The following is a 13,091-nucleotide window of genomic DNA, read 5'->3' on the forward strand; positions in this document are numbered from 1 at the left end:
GAGATGCCCAGGAAGTCATTATTATATTTTTTAATACTATCGGTTGGAGCGATATTTATAGGGAGACTGTTTTTTTTACAGATAGTTGATTCCAAATATCGTCAGAACCCTCTTAATAACTCGGCGGTAACTGTAAAATTTGCCTATCCGGACAGGGGGTTTATTTATGACCGTAACGGTAAACTGCTCGTTGCAAACCAGAGTTCTTACGACATCATGATTATCCCTAAAGATGTAGAACCCCTAGACACACTTGAGTTTTGTGACTTGCTCAAGATCACCAAGGAGGACTTTTTAAAAAGATACCATAAAACGAAAAATTACTCGCCGAGGATCCCATCCATTTTTGTTGGGCAGCTCTCAAAAGAGGATTATGCTTTTTTGCAGGAAAAAATGTACAAATACAAGGGATTTTATATCCAGAAAAGATTCTTGCGCCAGTATCCGGAGAACACAAGCGCCAACATAGTTGGTTATATCAGCGAGGTCAATGAAGGCTTGTTAAAAAGAAATAAGTATTACCAGCTTGGAGAACTTGTGGGATACCAGGGCGTTGAAAAGCAATACGAAAATGTGCTGCGAGGTCAAAAAGGCGTGAATTTTATTCAAAAAAACCGTTTTAACAAAGAAATCGGGGCTTATAAAGATGGTATCTACGACACCCTCCCTGTTCCCGGAAAGGATATCACACTTACACTTGACATGGAACTTCAAATGTATGCCGAAAAACTGATGACCAATAAAAGAGGCGGAATCGTTGCTATTGAACCAGGCACAGGAGAAATTTTATCCCTGGTTTCTACACCGAGTTATGATCCGAAAATGCTTGTTGGACGAAAAAGGTCTAAAAATTCATTTTTGCTCTTTAATGACACTATTAAAAAACCAATGCTCGACAGGGGCTTGCAAGCACAATACCCTCCAGGATCTCCTTTTAAAATCATCAATGCACTCATAGCACTGCAGGAAGAAGTGATTACACCCACTACAGGATTTAAATGTTATCACGGCTATAAATACGGGCGGGGAGGATTCATGAAGTGTCATTGTGGAATCGTTGGCACTCCGATAAGTATGAATACCGGAATTTACCGTTCCTGCAATTCTTATTTTTCAAATGTATACAGGAGAACTATTGAAAAATACGATTCCCCGGTTAAAGGAATGGACGTTTGGAGTAAACATGCAAAAAGTTTTGGTTTGGGCAATTACCTGGGCTATGACCTGCCAGCCGGTCAAAAGGGTTTGATCCCTGATTCAGAACTATATAACCGATACTATCCTAACCACCAATGGAAAGCCATTACGACAATTTCCAACGCCATAGGCCAGGGGGAAGTGCTGACAACCCCGATACAATTGGCCAATATGACGGCTGCCATTGCCAACAGAGGTTATTATTTTACGCCCCATATCCTTAAAAAAGTTGGAGACAGCCTCAACCAAAATGAAAAATTTACAACGCCTCGATATACAACGATTGCTCCTCAGCATTTCGAACCTGTAATCGAGGGGATGTTTAATGTATTTGAACTCGGAACCGCAAGGGGCTCCAAAATACCTGACATTGAGATTTGTGGTAAAACAGGGACTGCCGAAAATTTTAAACGAGTCAATGGCGAAAGAATTCAGTTTACAGATCATTCCATATTTATTGCCTTTGCTCCTAAGGATGACCCTAAAATCGCTATTGCTGTTTTTGTTGAAAATGGTTATTGGGGATCAAGATGGGCTGCCCCCATTGCGAGTTTGATGATTGAAAAGTATCTAAAGGGTGGCATAACAAGAGACTGGCTAGAAAAAAGAATGCTGGAAGGCAGTCTTGAAGAAGAGTACACCAAACAAATTGAAATAGAGAACTACGTTGCGCAAAAGGAAGAGTAATATATTCAAAGGGGTTGACTGGCCCTTGATCATTATGTACCTCCTGTTCGTTTTTCTGGGCTGGCTGAGTATCTATGCGGCGACCTTTTCAGAAACTGAGTTCGAAGTATTCGACCTTACTGCGAAATACGGAAAACAGATGATATGGATTTTGCTGAGTTTCGTGATCATCATTTTTATCCTGGCTATCGACAAAAAGTTTTATGAACAGTTTTCAGGAATTTTTTATTTGGTTTCCGTTCTGTCACTTGCCGGCCTGTTTATTTTTGGAACTAATATCAACGGAGCAACTTCCTGGTACAGTTTTGGCTCTTTTGGAATACAACCTTCTGAATTTGCCAAGGCGGCAACTGCACTGGCTATTGCCAATTATTTGAATGAACGAAACCAGGACCTTAGAAAATTACCCAATCAACTAAGGGCTTTTGGAATTATATTCCTTCCTGCATTGTTGATCACACTTCAACCTGATCCGGGATCTGCTCTGGTGTATGGCTCTTTGATTTTGGTTCTTTACCAATTTGGTCTGCCCTTGTATTATCTTGTTATCGGGTTTTTAGCCTTAATTCTGTTCGTGATCACATTGTTTTTTGGTTTTCTAAATACAATGATCATTGCATCAGTGATTATTTTGGGACTTCTTGTTTACATGGTATATAAAAACAAAAAATATCTCAGGCATAACTGGCTGAGGTTTGTTGCCATTTACCTGGTTACAAGTATCTTTATACTTAGTGTTGATTATGTGTTCAACAATGTGTTCGAGCAGCGCCACAGAGATCGCTTCAATATACTTTTAGGAAAAGATGTGGATGATCAGGGAATTGGGTATAATACCGCTCAGTCTGTAATCACTATAGGGTCGGGCGGGCTCAATGGCAAAGGTTTTTTACAAGGTGACCGTACCCAGGGAGATTTTGTCCCAGAACAACAAACTGATTATATTTTTAGCACAGTTGGAGAGGAATGGGGCTTTTTGGGAAGTAGTTTCGTTATTATTTTGTTTGTGACCTTTTTGATCAGGTTACTTTTTATAGCCGACAGGCAAAAATCAATCTTCAGTAAAGTATTTTCCTATGCCACCGTGGCCATTTTCTTTTTCCATTTTACAATCAATATCGGTATGGTAATAGGTTTGCTGCCTACCATCGGTATACCCCTTCCATTTTTTAGCTATGGAGGCTCTTCCTTATGGGGGTTTACCGTACTATTATTTATTATGATCAGGCTCGATGCCGACCGGGTCTATGAATGGTAAATGATCATGATGTCATAAAAGATTGCTGGTTTTTGCTTTTGAAAATCCTCTTGACTTTAGTTCAAAAAAAAAGCAACCCGATTGGATTGCTTGTCTGTTTTTAATTAGATTCTCTTATAATGAAGCTACGTGCAATGTCAGTTTTGAATTGATATTTGCAGCCTTATTTTTGTGAATCACATTATTCTTAGCCAATTTGTCGACCATAGAGATAACATTAGGCAATAAAGCCTCAGCATCCTTTTTAACTTCAATAGATCGTAAGTTTTTAATAGCATTACGAGTGCTTTTGTGCTGATACTTGTTTCTTAAATGTTTCGACTCATTGCTTCTGATTCTCTTCAGTGCCGATTTATGATTTGCCATACTTCTATAATTAAATTGTTATTTAAACAAATTCGTAGCCCGTAGGGGAATCGAACCCCTCTTACCAGGATGAAAACCTGGCGTCCTAGCCGATAGACGAACGGGCCAAGAGTGTGCTTTTATTTATTAAAGCGAGTGCAAAATTAATACAAAATTTAAACTCTGCAAGTACTTTTCAATCTTTTTTTCATTTTTTCAGTAAGCTTTAGCAAACAATACCCTTTTGTCAGATGGCTTGCCACTAAATACGCAGAAGCCTTCCTCCGCTTTAGCATCAAGAGGAATACATCTAATAGTAGCTTTGGTAAGGCTTTTAATCTTTTCTTCTGTTTCTGAAGAACCATCCCAATGGGCTGAAACAAAACCCCCTTTTTTATCCAATACTTCCTGAAATTCATCAAAATTATCGACTTCAGTGATCAAATTATTCCTAAAATCAAGCGCTTTATTAAAAAGATTATCCTGAATTTCAACCAATAGGTTTTCTATTCTTTTTACAAGGACATCCTGATTGATATTTTCCTTCTCAAGCGTATCTCTTCGCGCTAACTCAGCTGTATTGTTTTCAAGATCCCTCGGGCCCATTGCTACCCGCAGAGGAACACCTTTTAATTCGTATTCAGCAAATTTCCAACCCGGTTTATAGGTCGTCCTGTTGTCATATTTAACAGAAATGCCTTTTGCCTTTAATTCGGCTGTCAATGCTCCTATCCTTTGGTTTAACATATCCAATTGCTCCTCACTCCTGTAAATAGGAACTATCACTACTTGTATCGGTGCCAGTTTAGGAGGCAATACCAAACCGAAATCATCACTGTGCGACATGACTAAGGCGCCCATTAACCTGGTTGAAACACCCCATGAGGTTGCCCAAACATAGTCAAGCTTCCCTTCCCGCGTTGTATATTTTACATCAAAAGCCTTTGCGAAATTCTGTCCCAGAAAATGAGACGTTCCTGCCTGAAGGGCCTTTCCATCCTGCATCATCGCTTCTATGGTATATGTATCAAGAGCTCCGGCAAATCGCTCGCTTTCCGTCTTGGTACCTTTGATTACAGGCATCGCCATAAAACTTTCTGCAAATTCTGCATAAACACCCTGCATTCTTTGTGTTTCCTCTATAGCTTCTTCCTTAGTTTCATGAGCCGTATGCCCTTCCTGCCAAAGAAATTCTGCTGTTCGCAAAAACAAACGCGTACGCATTTCCCAACGCATTACGTTGGCCCACTGATTAATCAGTAAAGGAAGGTCGCGATACGATTGAATCCACTTTCTGTAAGAATCCCAAATAATCGTTTCAGAAGTGGGTCTAATAATTAGTTCTTCCTCCAGTTTTGCATTTTCATCAACTACAATACCTTTGCCATCCTCATCATTTTTTAAACGATAATGAGTTACCACGGCACATTCTTTGGCAAACCCGTCAACGTGACTGGCCTCTTTACTAAAATATGACTTTGGGATCAACAATGGGAAATATGCATTTTCATGGCCTGTCTCCTTAAACATCCTGTCCAACTCAGCTTGCATCATCTCCCAGATAGCATAACCATAGGGTTTGATTACCATCATACCTCGAACCCCTGAATTCTCGGCCAGGTCGGCTTTCATCACCAATTCATTGTACCATTTAGAATAATCTTCCGCTCTTTTAGTCAGTTTGTTACCCATAAAAATAAATTTTTGGCATAAATATTGTAATATTACTTTTAACTCGAAAAAATTAGTTGCAAACTTAGTTTTTTTTTGCCTTACAACCATAAAAATATATGACTATGAAAAACATTACTCAATTTAAAAATATTCTTTTTAACAGTATGATACTGGGATTGCTGCTAGTGTTTTTTTCTGCCTGTAGTTCTTCTCAGCAAGCCTATAATGAGGACGATGGTATATATGGCTCAACACAGTCCAAAGATGAGGTTGTGATGGTAAGAGACACCAGGTCTGATTATTATCAAAACTATTTTTCAGGTGAAAAACAAAATACAGAAGAAATTTTTACAGATATTGACGCCTACGAGGGAGATTATGATACAGACACTGTGTATGTTGAAAATCAATATGTTGGAAATCCTCCATGGGAGCGCACAAGCTCAAGCGTAAGCATCAGCTTTAATGTAGGTGTAGGCGCTGGCTGGGGCTGGGGCGGACCTTGTTATGGATGGGGTGGCTTTTACGGTTGGGGTAATCCTTGTTATGCTTATGGTTATGGATGGGGATATCCGCGTTGGGGATACGGATATGGATATGGTTATGGATGGGGTTACCCGAGATGGGGTTATCCGGGATGGGGCTATTACCCTCCTTATTATCCAGGATATTATCCTCCATATCATCCAGGTTATAACGATAGAGCGACTTACGGAAAACGATATGCTAATAATACCGGTAGGTTTAATACCGGAAGAGTGAACCGGGCAGATTCATTCAGTGCTGATCGCAGAAGATCTAGCAACAGGAGCGTTGCTTCCAGTTATTCAAATAGCAGAAGCGGTCGAAGCACTGCAACACAAAGTGGAAGAACGTATTCGAACCGTTCGAGTTATAGCAATTCCAATGCACGATCAAGTTCAAGGAACAGAAATAATTCAGGAACCAATAATTCCAACAGTTATAAAAGATCTTCCTCTGCTTCTGGCAGATCCTATTCTCCAAGTAGCAGAAGGAGTTCTTCAGGTATGAGAAGCGGTTCCTCCGGAATGAGAAGCGGTTCTTCGGGTATGAGAAGCGGCGGATCTTCAGGAGTGAGAAGCAGTTCAGGCAGAAGGCAAATGTCGTATAACAATATGAATCGCGATACTAAACCTTCAAACAGAACTTTTGTAAAAAGAGCTGAGCAATTTGATAAAAAAGTTTCTAAAAATAGAGTTTCCTACGCCAACTCAAGAAGTAACGGAAATATTCAGCGCTATGAAAAATATGTTCCTTCGGCAGCTGCCAGAAATAACTACAGTTATTCCAAGTCCTCAAAAGGGAATGCCAATGCTACGGGAAGATCAAATTACAGCAATGCAAATAGATCAAGCAGCTCAACCAGGTCTGCTTCAAATAGAAGGAGCAGCAGTACGACCAGATCTTCTTCTGCCCCTAGCAGAAGTTTTAAACCGGCCGCATCTTCCGGTAACAGAAGTCAACCTGTTTCAAGAGGTTCAAGAAGCCCAAAATAATATAAAAAAACATGCACTATGAATCATAAGATACCTTTGGTTATAATATACCTATGCAGTTTTACGATTTCTGCACAATCGTTAAGTTACCTTGACCAGGCAGTTTTATTTTCAACCGAAAGTAATTTCGGAACAGCAAGATACGTTGGAATGAGTGGTGCCTTTGGGGCCCTTGGTAATGACATGTCTGCGGTAGACATCAACCCTGCAGGTTTAGCAGTTTATAATGCCGGTGAGTTTTCTACAACTTTTACATACAGGGATACAGATATAAATTCAAATTTTTACGGAACAAACACCTTTAACAACGATGATTATTTCAGGTTTTCACAAATCGGTGGCTTGAATGTTTGGGACAGTTTTGGCAATCCGGATATTTATAAGATTGCCTTTGGATTTAATTACAGTGTAGTGAATCATTATAACAACAACTATGTTATTAATGGAAATAGTGGAATTCCGGAATATCCGGATGATCCCGATTTTAATTTTGACGACGATCCTGATAATGATATTAATTATATCAATGTTGATGACCAATATTTTTACAATTACACTTCCGGTATCAATGATAAGTTTAATTTTAGTTTTGCAACCCTTTACAAGGAAATAGTCTACCTGGGTGCCTCCATGGCTTTTCATCACATAGATTTTTACCAAAACACCGTATTTGAGGAAAGCAGTAATGACGGAGCTGGAAATACAATGGATGTAAGAAATACTGAGTATCTTTCAACCTATGCAAGTGGTTTTAATTTTGGCATGGGAATTATTGTAAAACCAACCGCCGGACTGAGGTTAGGTGCCTCCTATCAATCACCTATATGGTATAATCTTTCAGAAAGGTATGAGCAAAGACTGAGCTATGTATTTAACGGCGAATTAGATCCAAATCCTGATTATCCATTGCCAAACTACTATGATTATCAACTGAAAACTCCAGGTAAGTTTACGGGAAGTTTTGCCTATGTATTCGGGCAGTACGGACTTATTAGTTTTGATTATATCTACCAAGGGTATAAGAAGACCAAATTAAAGCCCTCCAGCAATTTTAATGATGAGAATGCAGATCTCAATGCCGGCTTAAGAAATACTAATTCATTTAAAATAGGAACTGAGTGGAAATATAATATATTCAGTTTCAGAGGCGGTTACAGAATTATACAGTCACCCTTTGTTGATTCCTCTGCTGAATATGATATAAAGGGTTATTCTTTAGGTCTAGGAGTAAAGTTTTCAAAACGATTCAAGATGGATTTTGCCTACGATAATTCATCATACCAGGATCAGTATCGCTTTATGGGTGCACCGGGCGTCAATCCGGCTCAATTTGACATTACAAATAATAGGTTTACTTCTTCTTTAGTTCTGTCTTTTTGACCGGTAAATATTTCATGATAAAAGCCCTGTTTGCAGCAACAAACCGGGCTCGTTTTTTTTAAGCCTGGACATCTTTCCTTAACATGACTTAAAATAATTGTGATACTTAGTATTCTTTAAGTATTTTTACGAGGAAAATAATTTTCATTCTATGAAAAAAGACAAACTCGGGGTCAATGAAAACACCCAGGAAACCAAGGAAGATGATGTAGATATAGGACAACTTTTTGTACTGATCGGAAAAGGGATCACAAACTTCATCAATTTTATTATATTCCTGTTTAAAACTGTTTTTGAATGGTTCTTGCTTCTTTTGCTTTTCATTAGGAGTAATTTGAACAAAATGTTACTTGCAGCCCTGGTTGGGGGGTGTATAGGAGCAATTTATCAATATGTTATCAAGGATGTTCAGTATGAATCGTCAATGACCGTTGAACCAAATTTCGGTTCAACCGTACAGTTATATAAGAATATTGAATATTATTTGAGCCTGGTAAAACAGGATGATCTTGAAAGGTTGGCTTCCAGTCTCAACATTAGTCAGGAAGAAGCTGAAAATGTTTCCTGGATTGAAGTTGAACCTTACTCAAACGAGAATCAACTGCTCCTGTCTTATAAAAGTTTTATATCAGAACTTGATAGCAATGCCGTAAAGCATATCAAATACAAAACTTTTGCTTCAGAACAACCTATTGAATCCTTCAGATATCACATCGTTAGGGTCACTTCAAAAGATAAATTTATCTTTAAAAAACTTGAGTCGCCCATTATTAATTCTGTCATAAGCAATAGCTACTACGATAAAGTTAAAAATACAGCCTATAACAATTTAATTCGCAAAAAATCAGCACTTGAAAGTTCTATGTTAGAACTGGATTCTCTCAGAAACTTGTACAAGCAGGTAATGTTGGCAGAAAGTGTTAAAGAAAATAGTGGGACTAACATTTTCATGTCCGAAACAGGCGGCGGAACAAAAGAAGTAGATATTTTTGACAAATACATGGTTATGAACGAGGAGCTTATTGAAGTAAACAAACAATTAACTGCTGAAAATGAGGTAATCAATGTGGTTTCAAGCTTTAATGCCGTTGGGATGAAAGTCCAGATCTGGTACAAGAATTTTGCTGTAATTGGACTCATTGGCGGCTTTGTTTTTATGTTTCTTATAATAAGCATCAGAAAACTGGATCAACATCTGCTAACCTATAAAAATCAACGATCAAATCATTGATCTGGTGATCCTTCCTGAAATTACTATAATTGCAGGTTGCTGGTAATCATTACTTTTTAAGTGAAATTGTTAAATAAAACAAACCTAAGCACCGAAGGAAAATTAGTATTTAAAAACTTTTCCTTTTTCTCCCTTCTCAGGGCATTTAACATCTTAAGCCAATACCTGCTTGTTTCCTATCTCGTAAGAACTTTGGGTGCCCAAACCTATGGCGTTTTTGTATGGGGCTTCTCGATTATTCAATATCTGATCATCATCATCAACTTTGGATTTAACACCTATGCTGCAAAATATATAGCAGAAAACAAAGACGATCAAGTTGAACTCAACAGAATATTTTCGGCCATTACGGCCATAAAGCTATTGCTCTTTATAATAACAGTATTTTTCTTTATCGTTATTATTTATGCTGTCGGAGTGTTTGATTCAAACCGAAGTCTTATTTTGATCCTTCTCGGGTTTGTGCTTGGTGAAGTGCTTTTCCCTATATGGTTCTTCCAAGGCAAGGAAAAATTGGACATCCCCACAAAGATCGTATTCAGTTTTAAATTCCTGCTGATTGCCCTTACGTTTCTATTGATCACCGGTCCTGAAGATCTTTTGCGATATGCGCTTTTATTGAGTGTCAGCCAGTTGCTTATCGGTGTCACCGGGTTTTATGTTGCCAAGAAAAAATTAAACATAAACCTTGTTAAAACTACATCAAACTATATCTTAAACAAGATTAAAGAAGGGTTTATGTTTTTTGTTGGAACTCTTTTTAGCAGGACCTTTAATTTGGCTGTTATTTTTTTAGCAGGAATTTGGTTTACGATGGAAGATGTAGCAAGTTTTGATATCTCATTTAAAATTATTGCGGCATTCCAACTTCCATTTGAAACCCTGTCAATGGTTCTCTTTCCAACTATTTCGAGAACAAAGGATGTAAAAATGAATGAACGGATCATTTTTATGGCTAGTGCTTTTTCTTTGTTACTCTGGGGATTCACATTTTGGCAATCAGACCTGCTGCTGACTATTATGGGTGGGAAAGAATTATTGATTTACAGCTCTTTACTCAAAAATTTAAGCATATTGATCCCAATCGTTGTCGTTACATATTTTTTAGGAACCAATACCCTTGTAGCCTTTGGCTACCAAAGAGAATTCAATTTAAGCATCATTATACCATCGGTATTGTATATCTTGACTCTGGTTTGTCTGTGGATTTTGGATTTGATCTCTATTGAAGCGTTAATTTATTCCAGAATCATGGTTGATCTATTAGTGATGGCCATCAGACTGATTATTGCCTATAAGCATAAATTGATATTTAGTTCCAGATGAAATTGATTTCAAAAAAATATCCTGTTTCTGACATTGTTACTGCTGGTCTGTTCATTATTTTGCCATTCTGGACGGTGCCAATAGCCATATTTCAGTTCATTAAAACAAGACGTGTTTTCTACGCTTCATTGATCTCATTTTTCTTTGGATTAACAGCTTCTCTCCTGGCACCTACAGGAGATCTATACAGGCTGTATATCGTCTATTTTGATTTCCAGGACAGTAGTTTTCAAGACTTTCTCAATTACATAGAAATCAAACCCGATTTTCTGTTCTATTTACTGTTATACACTTTTGCCAAACTGGGGCTATCTATTCGCCTTATTATTTTCGCTATCGTATTTTCTTATTTCCAATTATCTTTTAAGTTGCTTTTGAAACAGGTAAACACAGTAAGCGCGGGTGTAATCATTCTTTTTGTCATGCAGTTCGACTTTTTGCTACAAGGGCTGTTCCTAAGATTTCCTATGGCCATTCTCATCGTTATTTATGCGTTTTTGAGAAATCTTGAAGGACGAAAATATGTACTGATCTGGCTCATTATTGCATCCATGGTTCATTTTGCCGTTCTTATAACCATTCCACTATTTTTTCTATCGAAGATGAGGCTAAAAAACCTGAATATCCTGTTTTTGATATCTCTGTTTGTAATGCCTTTTGGGAGCTACATCTTTATTTTTTTAACCACTCATTTACTGGATTATTTCCCCGAAATTCCACTTAAATTGAAAATTGAAAGTTATTTCCTTGGTTATTGGGCACTTGAATATTTTGATGACAGAACCTGGAAAGCCTTACTTCAATTTTACACAGAAAGATTGTTGTATGTATTCGTGTTGCTTTATTTTTTGCTTACCAAGAACTCAAATAAATACCGTCTTCAGGTCATTCCTTTTTTAATATTGGTCAATATATTCTTTTCTTTCCCGAATCTGTTTAGCAGGTATTCGACTCTGGCCATTTTTTTCGGATTGTATACTTTGATTATAGAACAGCGAAAAAGCGCTATTTCCCGTTTTATTAAATTCGCGGTGATCCTTATTATACCGGTAGTCTTTGGCATAAGGATTGTCGCCCAGCAAAAAAACATCCGGGCAGGATATATACCACAGGTATTGTATACAAATGTTCTGTCTTTATCATTTAAAAAATATGACAAACAATGGATCCAAAAAAATATTGACAAAGAAACGGCGAGGCCAAAAAATATAGAGTCATTATGAAACCAGAGACTGTTTTTAACTATTTGTTTATCCTGCTGCTCCCTTCGGTTTTGATTTCATTTGCCGCGAATTCTATCATTTTTGTGCTTCTCTCCGTCATTGTTGCTTTCTCTCAGCTTACGTTAGGTTATTCAAATGCCTTTTTTAAAAAATATGGTTGGTTTTCGACATTCATCATCAGTATATTTATAGCCTTTTTACTTGACATAATTAATCAGCATGGCTTTAACACCAGGCTTTTAACAAAACGACTGGCCTTTGTACTGCTTCCGTTTATTGTATTTTATTCAAAAAAGAGCCATCAAACCCTGGCCCTGAAAATGCTCGTATACTCTATGAGTATTTTGAGCAGCTTATTTATCGTCATCGGATTGATCAGGTCATGGTTAAACAAAGGTGAAATTGTTTATGGTAATTGGGACAGCGAAACCACTGAAACATTTTATGCCAATGACATGCTGCTGAACTGGGGAGAATTAAGTTACAAAAGAATCTTTCTTTTTTTGGATATTCATCCCACTTATTATGCTTTTTTTTCGGCGGTAGTGATTTTGATTATACTGTTTACACCATTTATAAAGCTTGGAAAATGGCAAAAATGGGCTTTGGTATTTCTCCATTCATTGATGATCCTGCTGATTAGTTCAAAAGCGGGTATTATTTCTTTGTTACTTATCATGGGGATCGAATTTTTTAAGGCGAAAAATCCTAAACAAATGATTCTAGGCTTATCTGTTTTATCTTTAATCACCATCATTGCCCTGAGTATTCCTTCCACGCAGTTAAGAATTAAAAGAGCATATCAATCAGTAGTTTTAAAAGATACATCTGTAAAAAAAAGCAGTTCGGTTGGCAGGTTACAACTTTGGAATTCACTCAATGATTTTAGTACCACAGAATTGATTACAGGTTTGGGAATTAAGACATCTCGGGCCAAGGTTAAAGAATTTACAGGCCAGGATAAAAATATGCATAATCAGTTCTTACAAGCGCTGGTAAGCTCTGGTATTATTGGCCTTATCCTGTTAATTTGCTTTTTAGCCATGCCCTCTTTCTACCATAAAAATATTTTTATATATTCATTTACTGCCTTACTGGTGGTCAACCTTTTCCTGGAAAATATGCTGGATCGTGTTTCGGGAATCATGATGGTTGCATTTTTTTACAGCCTCTTTATATTCGGGGATGAATCACTCTTCAATAAAGAGCCGTAATACTTGAAATTGATGCAAGAAGGTGCTAATTATTCTGTT

At 37.5% G+C, this 13,091-nt stretch carries 10 protein-coding genes and 1 tRNA gene; 8 read left to right on the plus strand and 3 right to left on the minus strand.

The window, feature by feature from the left end; genetic code table 11:
• Positions 1-3 precede the first annotated feature (3 nt).
• Together mrdA and rodA are read left to right on the plus strand one after the other, a co-directional pair.
• The gene (mrdA, locus tag AABB81_RS06820; RefSeq protein WP_342159461.1) at positions 4-1,884 is read left to right on the plus strand and encodes a penicillin-binding protein 2; all 1,881 of its coding nucleotides are present in this window, start codon (positions 4-6) and stop codon (positions 1,882-1,884) included.
• Positions 1,865-3,142, plus strand: a complete 1,278-nt coding sequence (gene rodA / locus AABB81_RS06825) for a rod shape-determining protein RodA (RefSeq protein WP_342159463.1) — start codon at positions 1,865-1,867, stop codon at positions 3,140-3,142. Before mrdA ends, rodA begins: the two co-directional genes overlap by 20 nt.
• A gap of 114 nt (positions 3,143-3,256) precedes the next feature.
• Here rodA and rpsT read toward each other — a convergent pair whose 3' ends face one another.
• From rpsT to proS, 3 genes are all read right to left on the minus strand, one after another.
• On the minus strand, positions 3,257-3,508 hold the full coding sequence (gene rpsT, locus AABB81_RS06830) for a 30S ribosomal protein S20 (RefSeq protein WP_342159464.1): 252 nt from the start codon (positions 3,506-3,508) through the stop codon (positions 3,257-3,259).
• A gap of 35 nt (positions 3,509-3,543) precedes the next feature.
• Positions 3,544-3,615: transfer RNA gene (locus AABB81_RS06835), tRNA-Glu, on the minus strand.
• An 88-nt stretch (positions 3,616-3,703) separates the two neighbouring features.
• Positions 3,704-5,179, minus strand: coding sequence for a proline--tRNA ligase (gene proS, locus AABB81_RS06840; RefSeq protein WP_342159466.1), 1,476 nt, complete (start codon positions 5,177-5,179; stop codon positions 3,704-3,706).
• A gap of 104 nt (positions 5,180-5,283) precedes the next feature.
• Here proS and AABB81_RS06845 point away from each other — a divergent pair, with 104 nt between their 5' ends.
• The 6 genes from AABB81_RS06845 (at position 5,284) to AABB81_RS06870 (ending at position 13,052) form a co-directional block, all read left to right on the plus strand.
• On the plus strand, positions 5,284-6,678 hold the full coding sequence (locus AABB81_RS06845; RefSeq protein ID WP_342159467.1) for a hypothetical protein: 1,395 nt from the start codon (positions 5,284-5,286) through the stop codon (positions 6,676-6,678).
• Between the two features lie 18 nt (positions 6,679-6,696).
• Positions 6,697-8,058, plus strand: a complete 1,362-nt coding sequence (locus AABB81_RS06850) for an OmpP1/FadL family transporter (protein WP_342159469.1) — start codon at positions 6,697-6,699, stop codon at positions 8,056-8,058.
• A 151-nt stretch (positions 8,059-8,209) separates the two neighbouring features.
• Positions 8,210-9,289 (plus strand): hypothetical protein, encoded by a 1,080-nt coding sequence (locus tag AABB81_RS06855; protein ID WP_342159470.1) that lies wholly within the window; start codon positions 8,210-8,212, stop codon positions 9,287-9,289.
• Between the two features lie 60 nt (positions 9,290-9,349).
• Positions 9,350-10,615, plus strand: coding sequence for an oligosaccharide flippase family protein (locus tag AABB81_RS06860; RefSeq protein ID WP_342159471.1), 1,266 nt, complete (start codon positions 9,350-9,352; stop codon positions 10,613-10,615).
• Positions 10,612-11,838 (plus strand): EpsG family protein, encoded by a 1,227-nt coding sequence (locus AABB81_RS06865; RefSeq protein WP_342159472.1) that lies wholly within the window; start codon positions 10,612-10,614, stop codon positions 11,836-11,838. Before AABB81_RS06860 ends, AABB81_RS06865 begins: the two co-directional genes overlap by 4 nt.
• Positions 11,835-13,052 (plus strand): O-antigen ligase family protein, encoded by a 1,218-nt coding sequence (locus AABB81_RS06870; RefSeq protein WP_342159474.1) that lies wholly within the window; start codon positions 11,835-11,837, stop codon positions 13,050-13,052. Before AABB81_RS06865 ends, AABB81_RS06870 begins: the two co-directional genes overlap by 4 nt.
• Positions 13,053-13,091 lie beyond the last annotated feature (39 nt).

The organism is Lutimonas vermicola, assembly GCF_038433205.1.
Taxonomy (GTDB): domain Bacteria; phylum Bacteroidota; class Bacteroidia; order Flavobacteriales; family Flavobacteriaceae; genus Lutimonas; species Lutimonas vermicola.